The 16409-nt window shown below is 59.9% G+C and carries 17 protein-coding genes and 1 pseudogene; 11 read left to right on the top strand and 7 right to left on the bottom strand.

The genetic code is table 11. The annotated features are described in order from the left end of the window. The first annotated feature begins 1 nt into the window (after position 1). Positions 2-682, top strand: a complete 681-nt coding sequence (gene phnL, locus AC72UB_RS11280) for a phosphonate C-P lyase system protein PhnL (RefSeq protein ID WP_505189870.1) — start codon at positions 2-4, stop codon at positions 680-682. Continuing rightward, positions 679-1212: a phosphonate metabolism protein/1,5-bisphosphokinase (PRPP-forming) PhnN gene (gene phnN, locus AC72UB_RS11275; protein WP_505189869.1), complete on the top strand. Its 534-nt coding sequence runs from the start codon at positions 679-681 to the stop codon at positions 1210-1212. The genes phnL and phnN overlap by 4 nt, the downstream gene beginning before the upstream one ends. On the opposite strand, the gene AC72UB_RS11270 is transcribed toward phnN, so the two are convergent. Then, complete coding sequence (locus AC72UB_RS11270; RefSeq protein ID WP_505189868.1) at positions 1194-1871, bottom strand: DUF1045 domain-containing protein; 678 nt, start codon at positions 1869-1871, stop codon at positions 1194-1196. The two genes, phnN and AC72UB_RS11270, sit on opposite strands and share 19 nt — an antisense overlap. Positions 1872-1954: 83 nt before the next feature. Between AC72UB_RS11270 and AC72UB_RS11265 the strand changes: the two genes are divergently transcribed. The 6 genes from AC72UB_RS11265 to AC72UB_RS11240 all read left to right on the top strand — a co-directional run bounded on the left by AC72UB_RS11265 (position 1955) and on the right by AC72UB_RS11240 (position 8195). After that, positions 1955-3097, top strand: coding sequence for an alpha-D-ribose 1-methylphosphonate 5-triphosphate diphosphatase (locus tag AC72UB_RS11265; protein WP_505189867.1), 1143 nt, complete (start codon positions 1955-1957; stop codon positions 3095-3097). A 398-nt stretch (positions 3098-3495) separates the two neighbouring features. After that, on the top strand, positions 3496-4707 hold the full coding sequence (locus AC72UB_RS11260; protein ID WP_505189866.1) for a tyrosine-type recombinase/integrase: 1212 nt from the start codon (positions 3496-3498) through the stop codon (positions 4705-4707). Between the two features lie 8 nt (positions 4708-4715). Continuing rightward, the gene (locus AC72UB_RS11255; RefSeq protein WP_505189865.1) at positions 4716-5381 is read left to right on the top strand and encodes a hypothetical protein; all 666 of its coding nucleotides are present in this window, start codon (positions 4716-4718) and stop codon (positions 5379-5381) included. A 90-nt stretch (positions 5382-5471) separates the two neighbouring features. Beyond that, a complete protein-coding gene (locus AC72UB_RS11250) occupies positions 5472-5756 on the top strand; it encodes a helix-turn-helix transcriptional regulator (RefSeq protein ID WP_505189864.1) in 285 nt (94 codons plus the stop codon). Positions 5757-5859: 103 nt separating this feature from the next. After that, a complete protein-coding gene (locus AC72UB_RS11245; RefSeq protein ID WP_505189863.1) occupies positions 5860-6714 on the top strand; it encodes a DUF7146 domain-containing protein in 855 nt (284 codons plus the stop codon). Next, positions 6714-8195, top strand: coding sequence for a YfjI family protein (locus tag AC72UB_RS11240; RefSeq protein WP_505189862.1), 1482 nt, complete (start codon positions 6714-6716; stop codon positions 8193-8195). Before AC72UB_RS11245 ends, AC72UB_RS11240 begins: the two co-directional genes overlap by 1 nt. A 252-nt stretch (positions 8196-8447) precedes the next feature. Here the strand turns inward: AC72UB_RS11240 and AC72UB_RS11235 are convergent. Next, positions 8448-8690: pseudogene (locus AC72UB_RS11235) on the bottom strand (IS6 family transposase); the annotation flags it as partial. Positions 8691-8801: 111 nt separating this feature from the next. Further along, on the bottom strand, positions 8802-9224 hold the full coding sequence (locus AC72UB_RS11230) for a c-type cytochrome (RefSeq protein WP_505189937.1): 423 nt from the start codon (positions 9222-9224) through the stop codon (positions 8802-8804). Between the two features lie 283 nt (positions 9225-9507). Between AC72UB_RS11230 and AC72UB_RS11225 the strand changes: the two genes are divergently transcribed. Then, positions 9508-10167, top strand: coding sequence for a phosphoribosyltransferase (locus AC72UB_RS11225; RefSeq protein ID WP_505189861.1), 660 nt, complete (start codon positions 9508-9510; stop codon positions 10165-10167). Here AC72UB_RS11225 and AC72UB_RS11220 read toward each other — a convergent pair. Continuing rightward, positions 10153-11166, bottom strand: coding sequence for a hypothetical protein (locus tag AC72UB_RS11220; protein ID WP_505189860.1), 1014 nt, complete (start codon positions 11164-11166; stop codon positions 10153-10155). The two genes, AC72UB_RS11225 and AC72UB_RS11220, sit on opposite strands and share 15 nt — an antisense overlap. Positions 11167-11189: 23 nt before the next feature. After that, a complete protein-coding gene (locus AC72UB_RS11215; protein ID WP_505189859.1) occupies positions 11190-11615 on the bottom strand; it encodes a DUF2267 domain-containing protein in 426 nt (141 codons plus the stop codon). A 242-nt stretch (positions 11616-11857) separates the two neighbouring features. On the opposite strand from AC72UB_RS11215, the gene AC72UB_RS11210 reads away from it, so the two are divergent. Further along, complete coding sequence (locus AC72UB_RS11210; protein WP_505189858.1) at positions 11858-12874, top strand: ribose-phosphate diphosphokinase; 1017 nt, start codon at positions 11858-11860, stop codon at positions 12872-12874. Positions 12875-13100: 226 nt separating this feature from the next. On the opposite strand, the gene AC72UB_RS11205 is transcribed toward AC72UB_RS11210, so the two are convergent. Together AC72UB_RS11205 and AC72UB_RS11200 are read right to left on the bottom strand one after the other, a co-directional pair. Further along, a complete protein-coding gene (locus tag AC72UB_RS11205) occupies positions 13101-13898 on the bottom strand; it encodes a BON domain-containing protein (RefSeq protein ID WP_505189857.1) in 798 nt (265 codons plus the stop codon). 149 nt (positions 13899-14047) lie between these two features. Next, complete coding sequence (locus tag AC72UB_RS11200; RefSeq protein WP_505189856.1) at positions 14048-14572, bottom strand: Hsp20/alpha crystallin family protein; 525 nt, start codon at positions 14570-14572, stop codon at positions 14048-14050. A gap of 227 nt (positions 14573-14799) precedes the next feature. On the opposite strand from AC72UB_RS11200, the gene AC72UB_RS11195 reads away from it, so the two are divergent. Then, positions 14800-16032: a class I SAM-dependent methyltransferase gene (locus AC72UB_RS11195; protein WP_505189855.1), complete on the top strand. Its 1233-nt coding sequence runs from the start codon at positions 14800-14802 to the stop codon at positions 16030-16032. The last annotated feature ends 377 nt before the right edge of the window (positions 16033-16409 follow it).

Raw genomic sequence — 16409 nt, 5'->3', positions numbered from 1 at the left:
AATGATCGAAATTTACAATCTTTTCAAAAGCTTCACCCTGCACAATCAGGGGTCTGCCGTGATCCCGGTTATGGCGGGGGCCGAATTGACCGTCGCCCCCGGCGAATGTGTGGGGTTGATCGGGGCCTCCGGGGCGGGCAAGTCGACGCTGATGCGGATGGTCTGGGGCAATTACCTTGCAGCCTCGGGATCCATCCGGGTTGGACCTTTGGACGTGGCCACCGCCGCCCCGCGCCAGATCATCCGTTTGCGCCGGGAAACCTTGGGCTATGTGAGCCAGTTCCTGCGCGTGGTGCCGCGTGTGCCGACCATCGATGTGGTTGCCGAGCCTTTGCTGAACCTTGGCGTGCCCACAAATCAGGCCCGCGACCGTGCCACGGCCCTCTTGGCCCGCCTCAACATCCCCGAGCGGCTTTGGTCCCTTTCGCCCACGACCTTTTCAGGTGGCGAACAGCAGCGCGTGAATATCGCGCGCGGTTTTGCGCACCCCTACCCCGCCCTTTTGCTGGACGAACCCACCGCCAGTCTGGATGCGGTGAACCGTGAGGTGGTGCTTGGGTTGATTGAAGAGGCCAAGGCGCGCGGTGCAGCGATCTTGGGCATTTTCCACGACGAGGCCGCGCGTGACCGCGTTTGTGACCGGGTGGTCGACGTGCGCGCCTTTACCCCAAAGGCTGCATGATGGGGCGGCTTTTTGTGGTCGTCGGCCCGTCGGGCGCGGGCAAAGACACGCTCTTGGCCGGGGCCGTGGCTGCAGAACCGCGCCTGCACTGGGCGCAGCGGGTTATCACGCGGCCATCATCCGCCGGGGGAGAGCCGTTTGAAGGTGTAGATGAGACCGAGTTCGCCGCCCGTCTTACACGCGGGGAGTTCGCGCTGCACTGGCAGGCACATGGGCTGCACTATGGTGTGCCGTTGGTGGAGCTTGCACCGCTGGCGCAGGGCCGCGATGTGGTGGTGAACGGATCGCGGGCGGCATTGGCCGAGGCGAAGGTGGCCTTCCCAGACCTGATAGTGTTGCACATCACCGCGCCCTTGGACGTCTTGGCTGACCGACTGGCCGCCCGCGGACGTGAGACCCGCGCCGACATTGCCGCACGCCTTGCCCGCGCCGCCCAATCGCTTCCTGAAGGTCTGCCAGTGCTCGAGGTCATGAACGACGCGACGCCCGAGACAGGCATCGCGCGCCTGCTTCAGGCGCTGAGGGCGTAGCGGTGCAAGAGATGGAACTGGCCGCTCAGGTCTTCGCCAAAGAGGCACAGATCCTCAAACTCAAAGGGCTGTGGCAAGAGACCCGCGAAATGGGTCTGGGCCGCGGCCTCAAAGGCCGGGACCTGCGGACCAATGAGCCGATCAGACAAGGTCAAATGGAACTGAAACTCTTCCATCACATAGGGATAGCCGTAAGCGGCCAGCAACTCCCGCTGCCGGGGCGTCAGGGTTTCTGGACGACGGCGTGCGATATCTTCCGGGGTCAGGGGGGCGCGCAACGCCTCCAACCCGTGCACGACACGGGCGGCCAGATCGGCCAAGGCTGCGGTGTCACCTTGGGGGATCAGCGCCAGAAAGCCCTCCAGCCGGACCATGGCCAAAGCCTCAACCGACACCGCCCGCAGGCTGGCAGCGAGAGTGGCCACAGCCTCACCCAGCGCCACCGGCGTGGTGCCGTCGGCCAACCGGAAAGGTGGCTTGATCGTGCCATGGAACCCATAGCGGCGTGGGGCGGCCGTCAGATCGGCCATGCCGGGCACATTGGGCTGCGCCACGGATTGTCCGGTCCGGGCATCCCAACCCAACCAATGTGCGGCGGCATCGGCAAAGGCACCGTCGCGCGGCGCGAAATAGATCGCAAAGCGTTTCATCTGGTCCATGCCCGCCCTCCTAACCGCCGTTCGTCACATGCTTGTGACAGTTCTTTGTCACATCGATTCAAACTCTTCTGAAGGCAAGTCCCATGACTGAAACCATCCTCGCCAATGCCATGCTTGTCTTGCCCAATGAGGTGATCCACGGCGCGATCCGCGTGCAAGACGGCCAAATCGCCGCGATAGATGCGGGTGGCTCGGTGCCACAAGGGGCCATCGACTGTGAAGGCGACTTGCTGATGCCCGGCCTGATCGAGTTGCACACCGACAATCTAGAGCGCCACATCGAGCCGCGCCCTCGCGTCAACTGGCCCCATGCCAGCGCCATCATCGCCCATGATGCTGAACTGGCAAGTGTCGGGATCACCACGGTGTTCGATGCCCTACGGGTGGGGTCGGTTGTGTCGAACAAGAAGGCCAATTACGGCGAGTACGCCCGGCTTTTGGCTGATGAGATCTTGGACCTGCGTGCCACAGGCGCCCTGCGGATCAGCCATTTCCTGCATCTGCGCGCCGAGGTCTGTTCGGAAACCCTGATTGACGAGTTGGCCAAGTTCGGCCCCGATGACCGGATCGGCATTGTCAGCCTGATGGACCATACGCCCGGCCAGCGCCAATTCCGCGATCTGAACCAGCTGCGCGCCTATGTCTGCGGCAAGCACGGGCTGTCCGAGACAGAATTTGAAAGCCATGTCGCCGATCAAGTGGCGCTGTCCCAGCGCCTTGGTGCCGCGCATGAAGCAGCCGCCGTGACCGAAACCCGCCGGTTTGGGGCGGTGTTGGCCAGCCATGATGACACCACCGCCGAACAGGTGGCGATCTCAGCCCGACATGGTGCGCACTTTGCCGAATTTCCCACCACGGTCGAGGCAGCCCGCGCCTGCCATGACCACGGCATTAAGGTGATGATGGGCGCGCCCAACCTGATCCGGGGCGGATCGCATTCGGGCAATGTCGCCGCGCAAAAGCTGGCCGAAGCCGACCTGCTGGACATCCTGTCCTCGGACTATGTGCCCTCGGCGCTCTTGTCGGCCGCGCTGATGCTCGGGGATCTGTGGGGCGATGTGGCGCGCGGCATGCGAACGGTGACCTCTGCCCCGGCGGCAGCGGTGGGCCTGCAAGACCGGGGGCAGCTGACGCTTGGAGCGCGGGCGGACCTCATCCGCGTCGCGCGCGTCAGAGGCGCCGCTGCACTGCGGGGCACCTGGGTGCAAGGGCGTCGCATGGGATGAAAGGCGCTGCTGCTCAACTCAGCTTGGCAAGGAGGCGGCACGTGACTCCATGCGGTTAGATGGGATGAAGGTGCAAATCGACACACGCTAGCGCGCACGCGACGAACGCGCTCAGCCATCCTGTCAATGACCGTCAGTTGGGGCCGCTCCGGATCCGGCTTAGGACAGCGCAGCTTCGAGCTTTGGAGCTGGCACATGACGATTGCGGTGAGGGCAAGTGGCGGAGTGGAAGTCCTCCACATGTTAGTCCATCGTGTGCCTAGTAAGACTTAGAATTCACTGATAATTTATATATTTAAAACATTTTTCACGTCTATCTGTCCATAGAGTTCCATACTTGACCAGTGAAAGCCAGGCGCATATCGGTATACTGGAGGTATACGAAACAGGATGTGTCCATGCCATTGACCCACAAGGCAATCGAGGCGCTGGCGCGCCACAAGCTCGAGAAGCAGACACCAGACGGAACGCCGAACCTGTACCTGCACACGCGGGCATCAGGAGCCGTGTCCTGGCTTTGCCGCACGACTATTGCAGGTAAGCGCACTCCATTTACGATTGGACCTTGGCCCGAGGTCAGCGCGACAGATGCACGCGCGGTCACACCGGTCATCATTCGCCTCGCTGACCAAGGTCACAGCGTGCAGGCGATCAGGAATGGCTTGAAGCTCACGCTTGACCCAGATCGCTTGGCAGCTGTTGTGCGTGGGGAGAAGGTGGCCGGGGACAGGGTCACCCCGACCTTCGAAATTGTCGCGCGGGAATGGTACGAGAAGCATCTAAAAGGAGGCCTTTCCGAAGGGCCTTACAAACGGCAGGTGCTGCAGCAGTTGGAGGATCACGTCTTCCCAAAGCTTGGGCGCAGGCCGATCAACGAGATCCGACGCCGCGAGATCGTCGATGCCCTGCACGACCTGTGGGTCAACCACAACCCCACCGCCTCCAAGGTTCGTGGTAACATCGGGCGAGTGTTCGACTATGCGATCGATCATGCACTGCGCGAGGACAATCCCACCCCGCCGCCGCGCTCGATGCCCAAGAAGCAGCATCTGGTCGAGCATTTCAGCGCCTTGGCCTACGAGCGCGCACCCGAGTTCTGGCAGTGGCTACACTCACGACCAAGGATGGGCGTGCACACACATGTGGGCATCGCTCTGGCGGTGCTACTGGGCAAGCGCACAGGCGAAATTCGCAAGATGACGTGGGACCAGATCGACTTCGAACACGCGATCTGGGTGACACCCGCCGAAAACATGAAGAAGCGGAAAGCGCACCGCCAGCCATTGTCGCGGCAAGCGCTGGAGAAGCTCCAACTGCTCCACGACCTCGGCAAGAAGGAAGGCTTCGTCTTTGACAGTGGGAGCGGCAAGCCGATGTCGGAGAATGCTATGCTCTACGCTGTGAAACGGTTCGACGACATCACGACCCACGGGTTCCGTGCCACGCTGGGCTCTTGGTGCGCCGAAAGCGGCGTCGACAAGCAGGTTTCTGACCTGATCAAGGCTCACCAACCGAAGTATCTCGACGCAGCGTACAACCGTGTTGATCTGCTTGAGGAGCGGCGGAAGGTGCTTCAGGATTGGGCCGATTTCGTCACCCGTCCAGCGTAGGTCGCACTATGTTCTATAAGAAGGGCTGGAAGCCCCTCAGTGAAATAACCCGGGAAATCCACGATCTGCTGGATGAGAAATACCGGGCAAACCCTTCAGAATGGCAGGCGGAGGGGGAAGCATATCGCATGCACCTGCTTCACTTCTCGACCTGTGACAGCGTTTACTGGCTGCTCAGCGAAGCAGAGGTCGGCTGTATGACGCCATCCGGAGTGGTTTCGGTCTCAAGTCAACTGCTAGAGCCAGTCAATTCTGGAGATTGGGAGAATGACCACGTAAATCTGACGGTTGGCACAATTGGCTCGGGCAGGTGGAGCGAAACTTGTGCAGGCGAACCTCGGGTGCCTGAGGAAGACCTGCGCCGTCGCTTTGGGCCGTTCCTGTTTTCTCCGATCGTCATCAAAGAAGCAGACTACAAGAAGTTCATGACGGAGAGTGCAGCTCGCGCCGAAGCAATGGCCAGCACCCCCGAAGCGAAAGGTCGATTGAGGGCCAAGCAGATCGCGCAGGAACTAATCAAGCTGTTCGATGCGGGGCAGTTTGAAACGCGGTCAGCCGCGCGCAAAATTATCGGGCAGCGGTGCTTATCAGAAAATCAATTCAGTCTGGGATGGGAGCAAGCGCGTCGCGAACGACCCAGCATAGCAAAGCCTGGACGTCGGCTCCTGCGCTAAACCCACAATCAATCCCCCTAACGAAAGTACCCTGGGTGATTGTTGGGGAATTTTTTCCGTCCACCGCTCCTCACATCTTGTCGGCATCAGATGCATCCAAGGAGGATCACGATGACCGACCGAATTCTTCGACGTCCTGAAGTAGAAGCCATAACGGGGCTGGCCCGTAGCACCATCTATGATCGAGTTCGGAACGGAAGGTTCCCGAGCCCTGTCATTCTCGGTGCCCGCTCCGTTGGCTGGAGGCAGAGTGACGTTGAAGCGTGGATTGCCACGCTGTCTGCTGCGCCCACCTTCAGAACCAACCCCCACCCAGATACCGTTGGGTCCCTAGGGGTGGCTGCCACAAACGCAAACGCACACTCTTCCCGCTAATTGAAAACCACCGCCCCCCTTCACGGAAGTACGGTGGCTCAGGTCTTGGCGGACCTCTATTCTACTTCACTGTGCAAAGGCGGGCAATGTTCTGGAGAAAACGATGAACATCCCCTTCCCACTTTCCCCTCGCGCCAAGCGCTGCGGTAGGGGCTACTCTGACCGCTGCCCCGCGCATCATGATCGTCACAACAGCCTCAGCATCGGCATCGGAAACGATGGCCGGTTGCTGCTTAAGTGCCACGCTGGCTGCACCTTCAAGGAGATCCTCGACGCCAGCGGTCTGAGCCGCACCCAGATGTCAGACATCGTCGCAAATCCAAGCCAGATCCGCTCTCAAGAGATCCGCGAGCAGGCGGCTGTAGAGCGGCGTGTCGCGTTTGCCCGTCACCTCTGGGAAGAAGCGGTCCCGATCAATGGCACACTCGGCGAGCAGTACTTGAACAGTCGAGGCATCGAGAGCGGCTACGATGCACTCCGTCTGCACCCTTCACACAAGCTCTCCGACGACGGCCTCATGTACCCCTGCATCTTGGGTAAGGTTGAGCGCGTGGATGCGTTTGTGGGCCTGCACCGCACTTTCCTAACGCCGGATGGCAAGAAGCGCTACCGCTCGATGCTGGGGCCGGTGACAGGCGGGGCAGTTCGCCTTTCGGCAGGACACCGCGGACTGGTGGTCGCGGAAGGCCTCGAAACGGCCCTGTCTGCGAAAACCCTTTACCATCCAGAGGGCTTCTCGATCTGGGCCGCTCTCTCAGCAGGCGGAATGAGGGCACTGCAGTTGCCTGTGTGGCGCACCTCGCTCGTCGTCTATGCAGACGGTGACGACGTTGGGCGAGAAGCGGCCTTCGACCTCGGCGAGCGGGCTGCGCAACTCGGCTGGCCCGCAAAGTCGGTGATCTCGCCCAAGCAGATGGATGTGAACGACGAGTTGATGATCAAGCGGGGGCTGAAGTGATGAACGAGTTCAACATCGAACACAGCGCCGCACCCGAGCCGTTCCTGCCTCCAATTGGTGAAGCAGCGCCCTACCCGGATGACACGCTCGGTCCGCTCAGGGATATCGTTCGCGCCGTCCACGACCTGACTATGGCTCCGCTGGCAATCGCCGCGCAGTCTGCGCTTGGTGCAGCCTCATTGGCCGTGCAGGGCCACGCGGATGTCGAAACGCTCGCGGGCAGCGGCCCTACCTCTCTGTTCCTGTTGACCATCGCCGAGAGTGGCGAGCGCAAGAGCAGTTGCGATAGGCTCGTCATGCGCGGCTTTGACGAGAAGCTGAAGGGTGATTTGATTGAGCACGCTGTAGCACGCAAGTGGTATGCCGCTGAAATGCGGGCGTGGGAAGAAGCCCAGCGGAAGCTTGCGCGACCGGGCAAGAGCGAGACAAAGGAAGGCGAGGCCGCACGCTTCGCCGACCTACAGGCACATGCCATGACCGAACCGCTCGCGCCGCTGCGGCCGGAGCGGCTTGCCTCAGACGTCACCATCGAAGGGCTGGTGAAATACTTCCTCGAAGGCCAGCCTTCTATGGGACTTTTTAATGATGAAGGAGGTATCTTCCTTGGTGGCTTCGGAATGAGCGCGGAAAGCCGGGTGCGCACCGTCTCGGGCTTCTCCGCCCTCTGGGACGGTAGCTCTGTTACGCGCACCCGTTCAGGTGACGGGACAGCCACGATCGGAAATCGTCGCTTTGGCTGCCACCTTATGGTTCAGCCGGTTCTCGCCGCGCCCCTTCTTGCAGACACGGTCGCTGCGCAGCAGGGCTTTCTTGCGCGGTTTCTGCTTGTGTCTCCGGCAAGCCAGATTGGTAAGCGCGTCCGCCACGTGCCGTCGCCACAAAGTATGAATACAGTGGCAGCGTTCGCGGCGCGGATCACCGACCTTTTGTCGCTCGCCTTCCCCACCGTGTCAGGCAGCCGTCAAGAACTGGCGCCACGCCTCTTGCCGCTCTCGTCGGAGGCAAAGGCCACCCTTAGGAGCTACTACGAGGAGGTGGAGTTGGCGCAGGCTCCGTTCCGCGAGTTCAGCGAGGTGCGAGCCTTCGCGTCGAAGTCCGCCGAGCAGGCTACAAGGATTGCGGGGGTCCTGACCCTCTTCGAAAACATCGATGCGGCCGAAGTTTCGGGACGCACCATGGAAAGTGCAGTGACCCTCGCCAGCTTCTATCTTCACGAGGCGGCACGCCTGTTGGGGGCATCTGCAATCTCCGCAGAAACGCGCCAGCTTCACGAGCTTCTGCGCTGGCTGCAGCAGCGTCAAGAAGAGGACTTCATTATCTCGGACATCGTCCAGCGTGGACCGAATGCGCTGCGCGACACCAAGCTTGCAAAGCGGCTGGTGGCATCGCTGATCGAGCACAGGGCTGTAGTTGCTTTGCCCGAGCTGTCGATTGTTGGTGGCAAGCTGCGGAAGGAGGCATTCAAGGTAGTGCGGGGCTGACCCCTTTGCTGGGGCGGCTTAGGCCGCCCCAGTTCGCAGAGTAGCACAAATAGCGGCGCGGGGACATTTTGTGCGGAATACTCCAGTCGCGCCTAGCCTTTGTGCTGCAGGCAGTTCGAGATGCCACCAAATGCGAGACGTCAACTTAGTCGCTGCCCCTATTTCCGCTAGTTTGCTAATCGATAAGGACGAGAGCGAGGGCCAAAGTGAGCCGAGGTATCATCGCATTTGCGCCGAGACCGCCGGTCAGCGGTAGTGTGTCAGGCCGTTGATCTGCAAGTAGACCTCGTCGAGAGGCGAGCGCCAATGCTTGCTCCCGCTCATTAGATCCACCCCCTAGCCCCAGAGTTCTGCGGCAAACATCGGACCGAACCTGCTCCACCAGTTGCGCTTGGTTTCGTGGCTAATCTTGGTCACGCGTTCGTGTAGCAAGTGTTCGACGTTGCGCAACGACATCGGGAACCGGACCTACAGCATCGCTGCAAGTCAGATTATCGGTGGGCTCGTCTTGAAGTGTCGGAAAGGGGAAAATTAATCACCCCCGGAGCTCCCCAAGCGACTTTATTGCCTCATCCAAAGTTCCTCCGACCGGGCCCAAGTCCAACCTTATTCGACCTGCAATTCTTCAAGAAAGGCAACGACCGAGAGAACCCGGCCTTGGGTGATCATGGCGGCATCAGCGGGGTCAATGGCAGGGCCATGCAATGCTTCACTCATGAAAAAGTCGCCCCAGACCGGCATATTTGTCTTACCATGCCCTGCGATGTCAACTTGGCCATAGATTGCTTCGATGACGCGCTTTGTCGGGAAAGTTCCGTTGTTCTCGCGTGCCAAAAGCCTCAAATTCGCGGGCCGCTTTGCAAAAAGCTCACCCACAATGCCGTCACCACCCCCAGTTTCGCCATGGCAGACGACGCAATGATTGCCATAGATTTCAGCGCCGAACTGGGCATCCTGTGCGGAAGCCGCACCAAAGCCAGACGTCGCTCCAGATACAAAAGCAAAGAACAGTCCAATTCTGGTTCTCATAATCAATCCTCCGAAACGAGTCTGCTCGGTCTCAGGCTCTCAGAATAGAACCGTGCAGCCATTGACCAGCGTCAATCAGACGAATTGCGTCAGATCAGTTTCTCGCTTTGGCGGGGGGAAATCCCAATTGTTCAAAGTCAATGCCGTCTTGGCGGCGCATTCGTAACCTTTATCAAGCGTCCTCGAGTGGCGGCCCTCCTGCAGACGCAGTAGAATCGGTCGCGGTTTCGAGATGTCGCTCGTTTGCGGCGTACGCAGTGTAAGTCTCTGAAGGACGCGTCGAATGGACCGAATGTTTTCTGATCGACAGGCAGCGGGCAAAGAACTGGCCCAGCGTTTGACCTCCTTAGCGGGGCGAACCGATACGGTGGTTCTGGGACTACCAAGGGGCGGCCTGCCAGTTGCTCTCGAGATCGCGCAGGATTTGGCCGCGCCCCTTGATGTTGTTCTGGTGCGAAAGATCGGGTCTCCGATGAACCCCGAGCTTGCGCTTGGGGCCGTGTCGGGACCAGACGGAAAACTGCTGATCCTGAACTCAAAAACTGCATCTGGTCTGGCCATTGCAGCAGACAGCATTGAACGGCTTGCCGCACCCCAGCGGGCTGAATTGGTTCGGAGATCCAAGTTGTGGGGGGCAGGTGCTGCCGCAAAGACATTGCGCAACAAGGTGGTTGTTCTGGTCGATGATGGAATCGCGACCGGAGCCACGATGCGGGCGGCGATTGCGGCGGTCAGGGCCAGCGCACCCGCGCGGATCATCGTGGCAACCCCGGTCGCAGCCCCCGACAGCCTGGTCGAAATTGCAAGATTGGTTGATGACGTGGTCTGTTTGGAGAGCCCGGCGATGTTCGTCGCTGTTGGTGCTCATTATGCGCAATTTCCGCAAGTCACGGATGACGAGGTGAGAGAAATCCTTGTATCAGCTCGATCAAGTGCTGGTTAGCCGTGACATGCGAATGGCTTCTCCAAGGCAGGCTGCGGCGCGAAGGGGCCATTTCTGCGGTGTTCGCGGCATAGGATCACGCAAGTGCATCAGGGCCAGACGCGCGCGTGTCACGAGGCGGAACATGGTATAGACCGATTGTAGATGAGGCGGCGGCGGGACGAAACCCTCGGCCGCAAGCCCTTGCATCAATGCGCTGCCCAAGTCTTGACGCCCCATTAAGGCGCATTCCGCAGCCAGATAGCCAACCTCGTCAAAGACATCAATCACCCGCATCTCTAGCGCCGTTTCAACGCGGTCGAAGATGATGACAGGCTGGGTTAGGCAGACATGTTCAGGTCGCAGATCACCATGACCTTCGACAACCTGCCCCATGGTTTCGCGCTGTGCGATGTCGTCGCGCACCCGTTCCATTCGGTGGCTAAGCTCATGAGTGATCTGCGCCATGGCGGGATCAGGCAAATGGCCGGCCATGCGGATCAATTGAAAGCTGTTGATCCTTTGCTCATTGGTGAGATGCGAAAAGTAAACTCCGGGTCTAACTGATGTCTGCTGTTGGCTCCGATAGAACCGCGCAAGATGGGCAACGACCGGCACCATGTCCAAAAGATCCGGCCCCTGCCCGGCAGCAATGACCGCGTCCAACATCCGATCTTGCGGCAAGCGACGCATCTTGACCAACCAATCGACAGGTTTCCCAGCCTGCGCCCGGGTTGATGGCGGGTCGTCCAGCAAAAGGTCGCCTTGGCACAAGACCAGCGCGACCTTTTTCAGGTAGATATCACTCGCCAGCGCCCGGTTTAACCGCAACTCTTGCGAGCAGGCTTTTTCCCGCGCTCTAAGGCTGCGATGGTCGAAATAGCCAAACCGCAGCGGTTTTTTCAGCTTGAAGGCGTGGCCCGAGGTCAGAAAGACAAAGGCCATATGGGTTTCGATGACCTGCGTGACGTCGGGCAGCGTAGCAAGGAAGGCCGCCTTTTGCGCGATCGTCGGAAGCATTGACGCGGTAGGCAAGACCGATCTCACATCCACAAATGGCGCATAGATTTCCGCATGGCACTGGTAATCTGGTCATATTCACCAAAGCTGATCTTGCTGCGCAGGAGTGTAAACACGGATGAAACCGCGATGTCGGGATCAAGCAGCGGTTCATGTTCAAAGGCTTTTTTCACCCGATCCAGAAAGTCATCGACGGATCGCGGATGGGCCGGAGTCTTGGAAGGCACCCAACCTTCAAAGTAAATCCCGCGGATCAACAAGGGCAATTGGGAGGCCAAATCTGCTGCCTCATCAACGGTCAGAAAGTCGCGCAAGGCCTGAAGAGTGGTGCGCAACAGCAAGAACGCCCGACCACGGTCAGACCAGCCGAGGTCAGCTTGCAGCAGGTTAAGCCATTCGGCCACGATCTGAGGCGCGTGGTCTAAAGCTGAGATTCCAGTGGTTTTCATGAGTGGTTACCTATTGCTCGGGCAGCTATATGTTGACAGAGACTTGAGAAGTCTCTTTGCGCACAGCCCATTGGCAACACACGGCCGACCCATGCCAATTGGGCAACGATCTATTGCACAAGACCAAGCTGTGAACATCTCTGAGGCAGCCCTGAAGCGATCATCACATGCGCCATACTTGATCCCAGCGACACCCGCCCTGATGTCGACCAAACAGGCCCTTGGCACATTGACGCCCATCAATGAGGTACCCAAGACGATCGGGAAGACTTTGGTGCATGCAGATCTTCGACCTCACCCCGTCTTCTGCGCTGGGCCAAGCTGTTGCTCAGGACGCCGGATGCCCTTTGTCCGCTCTCGAGGTGAGGCGCTTTCGCGGCGGCCAACACAAGATACGCCCGCTGGTCAGCGTTCGCGGTCAGGATGTCTTTATCGTCGCAGCATTGCATGCCGCAGATGGTGCATCGACCAATGACCTGTTGATCCAGTTGCTTTTCTTTATTGCGACCTGCCGCGATCATGGCGCGCGACGGATCACTGCTGTGGTTCCATGGCTACCCTATGCCCGAAAGGATAGAGTGACCAAGGCACGCGATCCAGTCAGCTCGCGCTATGTAGCGCAACTCTTTGATGCTGTCGGCACAGACGCCGTTGTAACGGTCGATGTCCACAATCCTGCTGCCTTTCAGAACGGGTTTCGTTGTCAGACTGTGCATCTGCAAAGCACGCGCCTGTTCGCCACTGAGATCGCCGCACGTGCGGGTGAAGGGCCGATTGTCGTCATGTCACCGGACAGTGGCGGTGTGAAGCGTGCCGAGGTTTTGCGCCAATCAGTCGAGATGCTGCTTAACCGCCCCACGGCCTTTGCCTTTATGGAAAAGCATCGCTCGCAAGGCTTGATCAGCGGCACCCTCTTTGCAGGCACCGTCACAGACCAAGATGTCTGGATCGTGGATGACATGATCGACAGCGGTGAAACGATGCTGCGGGCGGCAAATGCCTGCCGCGAGCGTGGGGCGCTGACGGTGCATGTTTTGGCCACCCATGCGCTGTGCAGGATCGAAGAAACTGCCAGCCTGCAGGACCCGGCGATAGACACAATCACCGTCACCGACAGCGCAATGAACCTTGGGGGCGGAGCAGAACACGGAAGAATAATCACGCTGAGCCTGGCCCCGATCATAGGACAATGTCTTGCGCGAATGCATCGCGGGCAAGCCGTCAGCCCGGTCCTAGACCCGACCGGGCTAACGCGCTGAACCGTTTGTCTGTTGGTGTAGGGACCGCATGAACGCGCCATGCGACTTCTGACAGTTCGAGACACACCGCAAAATACCCGACGCCGCCTTGCGAACACTCAAGGCGGCTTAACAACCATGCGAATGATCCAAGCGATTTGCCCCTTAGGCGCCGTGGCCCAGCCCAAACGATAAGGGCCGATGCTGGCACCTGCACGGATCGCGCAGGCACCAGTTGGTTCGAAGATCACACCACGGACAGCCGATCCCGCACTTCGCGAATACCGGGCGCGGCCCAAACAGCCTGCTCGGCAACCCGCCGTTCGCTCAGGCTATGCACCTTGCCTTCCAGCGTGACGGCCCCGTCAGACACCTCGATGCGGATATTCTGCATATCCAGCTCGGCCTGACGCTTCAGCGCCTTTTCAATACGATCGCGCAGGTCGGTGGGGCTGGCCTTCGGCGTAATGAGTATGGTGTTCGTCACCCCTTTGACACCAGACAAATCCCGCACCGCACGCGCGGCCGCTTCGCGTTGGAAATTCCATTCGACCGAACCCGCGAGGGTCAACCAGCCGTCCTGGACCTTTACCTTGACCGCATCGGCAGGCAGGGTTGTGCTCCAGCGCAAAACCTCTACAGCGCGGCGGGCGATTTCGTCATCGGCGGTCAGATGGGTCCCAACAGGTCGCACCTCGATCTTCTGTGCAATCGCCTTGACGCCCCGAATGGCCATGGTGACAGCTTCTGCCTTCATCTTCTCGAAATAGGTGGGCACATGACCGCTCAGGGTCACCACACCGTTGTCAACGGCAACTCCAATGCTCGCCGCATCAATGCTCGGTTCAAATTCCAGAGCGTCCAGGACGCTTTGCTTGATGGTCAGATCGGTCATTTGAAACCCTCCATGGAAAAAAATCGTGGGCCGCATACCCACGTTTGCAAGATGATCGAAGGCGCGGCGGACGGCATTGATGCCCCACAATGAAGCGCGGCGGCGCAGCAAAAAGCCCTCGCAATCGGCGCTCATTTCTGGGCCGACCATGGCGCAACTGGTCGCCGCGCTGGTCCTTGGCCTAGCCACCCCGAGGCCCATGCCAACGGGCAACCCGGTCAACCCAGCCCGAAAAATGCGACAAGGGCCGCAGCGGTGGCGGCCGTCGCAATAAGGTTTGGAACAACAGCCTCGCTGCGCTACGAATCCTTGACCTCGATTTTGCGCTCTTGCTGCACGGCCGTTGCCGACTTGGGCAAACTGACTTTCAACACCCCGTTATCAAACTGCGCGTCGATCTTCGACGTGTCGACCGAAGCCGGTATGCGAAATGTCCGCTGGAACGACCCGAAACTGCGCTCACGCAGATGGTAGTCCTGCGCATCCTCGACCCGTTCCGCCGATTTCTCGCCCTTGATCGTCATCAACCCGTCAGACAGCCTGACCTCGATCTGGTCACGCGACAGGCCAGGCAACTCCGCCTGCAATTCATAACCACCGTTGCGCTCAACAAAATCAACCGGTGGGATTTCGATCGCCAGATCCGGCCATGACGGAGCGCCATAAACGCTGCGCCGCGGCCGACCAAAACGCAGATCGGGCCAGTCGAAATCGCTCAACATACGGTCAATCTGATGTCGCAACGACCGCAGCGGTTCCCAGTCTGCAGCCTGCACAGGCACGGCGTCGCGCTTTACGGCGACCTCGGTTTTGGTCTCAGCCATGGATGTCATCCTTTGTTGGTGTGGTTTCAAGTGGCGCAGACCCTAACCTGACGGCTTGAAGCGCGCATTGATGGTCATCACCCGGCCCCGACCACGCCACCAGGGCGGGCAAACCTCGCATGCGAATCTCGGGCAAAACGCCTGCGCTGCGATTGGTTGATGCCAATCAATGCCAGCTCACCCGGCGCGCTCAACTATTTGGCCTAAGTGCCAACATAGGAACGACCATGTGGACTGCGCTTTTGTCCCGCGTCTTGCACCGCCTCATCCGCGAAGGCCAGCTTGTGCTGCGCGTCGCAAACGGGGCAGAGCAGCGCTTTGGTGACGGCTCAGAGCCAACCGTTAGGATCCATATCAAAGACACCGCAACCGTCCGACGGCTGATCCTTGATCCCGAACTGGCCTTGGGAGAAACCTATATGGACGGGGCGCTGTCGATTGCAGGCGACGATGTGCAAGGCCTGCTGGACCTTGTCACCCGCAATACGGTGCACCAGACCCCTCTATCCTTTCCGGCCCGCGTGCTGGGCGGTCTGCGCCATCTGCGCAGGCGTCTGGACCAAGCCAATCCAGAAGCCGCGTCACGGCGCAATGTCGCGCATCATTATGATCTAACGCCTGAGATCTACGACCTGTTTCTGGATGCCGATCGCCAGTATTCCTGCGCCTATTTCACCAACCCCACCCTGTCGCTTGACGCCGCACAACAGGCAAAGACGGCGCATATCGCCCGCAAACTCCTGATCACACCGGGCATGCGCATTCTGGATATCGGCTGCGGCTGGGGCGGGTTGGCGCTGGGTCTGGCGCGCGACCATGGCGCGGTGGTGACCGGGATCACCCTGTCGCGCGAACAGCTGGAGATCGCCCGCAAGCGGGCCGCGGCGGCAGGCCTCATCGATCAGGTCAGGTTCGCGCTGATCGATTACCGCGCCGTCAGCGGCCAGTTTGACCGCATCGTTTCGGTGGGCATGTTCGAGCATGTCGGCGCGCCAAATTTCAGCACATTTTTCGCCACGGTCCAAAACCTTCTGGCACCTGATGGTGTGGCGCTGATCCACACGATCGGGCGCACGGCACCACCGCGCGCCACAAACCCATGGATCGCAAAGTATATCTTTCCTGGCGGCTATATTCCGTCCTTGTCCGAGATGATCCATGCGGTCGAGGACACCGGACTTCGGATCGGTGACATCGAATGCCTGCGGCTGCATTACGCCTTGACCCTGCGCTGCTGGTTCGACCGGTTCAGCGCCCAAGCCACCAAAGCCGAAGCCCTGAAGGACCCTCGCTTCGTGCGGATGTGGCGGTTCTATCTTGCCGCCTGCGAGCAGACATTCCGCAACGGGCCACAAGACGTTTTCCAGCTTCAGCTCTGCCGCCGTCCAGATGCGGTGCCAATCACACGCGACTATCTGTATGCGCCCCGCGCCGCGCCGTCGGTGCGCGCGGCTGAATAACCTGTGCCAAAAGGCGACGATCAGGCCGTGGCGGGGGCCCATGTCATTACAAAGACCCCGCGATCAAGGCGCGTGCCAGTGCTTGCCAGAGCGCAGCAACGTCCCATGCTGTTGATTTTCATCCAGAACTGCGCCGTTTAGGCGGATAATTTTCACTGAGAACTGAGCCATGTGAACCTTTCCCCAAAGCGGTGAGCGGCGGGGGCAACGGAGTGATCCACATGGGACTATTGAACATCACCCGACGGATGCATTTGCGGCAGAAGCTGTCGATCCGCGAGATCGCGCGGCTGACGGGAGTGTCGCGCAATACCGTGATCAAGCATCTGGCTGCGAACACTATCGAGCCCAAATTCGCGACGCCGGAGCGGCAAAGC

The sequence above is a fragment of the Allotabrizicola aquatica (SeqCode) genome (assembly GCF_965194375.1).
Taxonomy (GTDB): Bacteria; Pseudomonadota; Alphaproteobacteria; order Rhodobacterales; family Rhodobacteraceae; genus Tabrizicola_A; species Tabrizicola_A aquatica.
This window is presented reverse-complemented; position numbering and strand designations above follow the sequence as displayed.

What these genes read in the sequence shown, in the direction of transcription:
- phnL (WP_505189870.1), top strand. Translation starts at nt 2, where the DNA reads ATGATCGAAATTTACAATCTTTTCAAAAGCTTCACCCTGCACAATCAG.
- phnN (WP_505189869.1), top strand. Translation starts at nt 679, where the DNA reads ATGATGGGGCGGCTTTTTGTGGTCGTCGGCCCGTCGGGCGCGGGCAAA.
- AC72UB_RS11270 (WP_505189868.1), bottom strand. Translation starts at nt 1,871, where the DNA reads ATGGACCAGATGAAACGCTTTGCGATCTATTTCGCGCCGCGCGACGGT.
- AC72UB_RS11265 (WP_505189867.1), top strand. Translation starts at nt 1,955, where the DNA reads ATGACTGAAACCATCCTCGCCAATGCCATGCTTGTCTTGCCCAATGAG.
- AC72UB_RS11260 (WP_505189866.1), top strand. Translation starts at nt 3,496, where the DNA reads ATGCCATTGACCCACAAGGCAATCGAGGCGCTGGCGCGCCACAAGCTC.
- AC72UB_RS11255 (WP_505189865.1), top strand. Translation starts at nt 4,716, where the DNA reads ATGTTCTATAAGAAGGGCTGGAAGCCCCTCAGTGAAATAACCCGGGAA.
- AC72UB_RS11250 (WP_505189864.1), top strand. Translation starts at nt 5,472, where the DNA reads ATGCATCCAAGGAGGATCACGATGACCGACCGAATTCTTCGACGTCCT.
- AC72UB_RS11245 (WP_505189863.1), top strand. Translation starts at nt 5,860, where the DNA reads ATGAACATCCCCTTCCCACTTTCCCCTCGCGCCAAGCGCTGCGGTAGG.
- AC72UB_RS11240 (WP_505189862.1), top strand. Translation starts at nt 6,714, where the DNA reads ATGAACGAGTTCAACATCGAACACAGCGCCGCACCCGAGCCGTTCCTG.
- AC72UB_RS11230 (WP_505189937.1), bottom strand. Translation starts at nt 9,224, where the DNA reads ATGAGAACCAGAATTGGACTGTTCTTTGCTTTTGTATCTGGAGCGACG.
- AC72UB_RS11225 (WP_505189861.1), top strand. Translation starts at nt 9,508, where the DNA reads ATGGACCGAATGTTTTCTGATCGACAGGCAGCGGGCAAAGAACTGGCC.
- AC72UB_RS11220 (WP_505189860.1), bottom strand. Translation starts at nt 11,166, where the DNA reads ATGCTTCCGACGATCGCGCAAAAGGCGGCCTTCCTTGCTACGCTGCCC.
- AC72UB_RS11215 (WP_505189859.1), bottom strand. Translation starts at nt 11,615, where the DNA reads ATGAAAACCACTGGAATCTCAGCTTTAGACCACGCGCCTCAGATCGTG.
- AC72UB_RS11210 (WP_505189858.1), top strand. Translation starts at nt 11,858, where the DNA reads ATGAGGTACCCAAGACGATCGGGAAGACTTTGGTGCATGCAGATCTTC.
- AC72UB_RS11205 (WP_505189857.1), bottom strand. Translation starts at nt 13,898, where the DNA reads ATGGTCGGCCCAGAAATGAGCGCCGATTGCGAGGGCTTTTTGCTGCGC.
- AC72UB_RS11200 (WP_505189856.1), bottom strand. Translation starts at nt 14,572, where the DNA reads ATGGCTGAGACCAAAACCGAGGTCGCCGTAAAGCGCGACGCCGTGCCT.
- AC72UB_RS11195 (WP_505189855.1), top strand. Translation starts at nt 14,800, where the DNA reads ATGTGGACTGCGCTTTTGTCCCGCGTCTTGCACCGCCTCATCCGCGAA.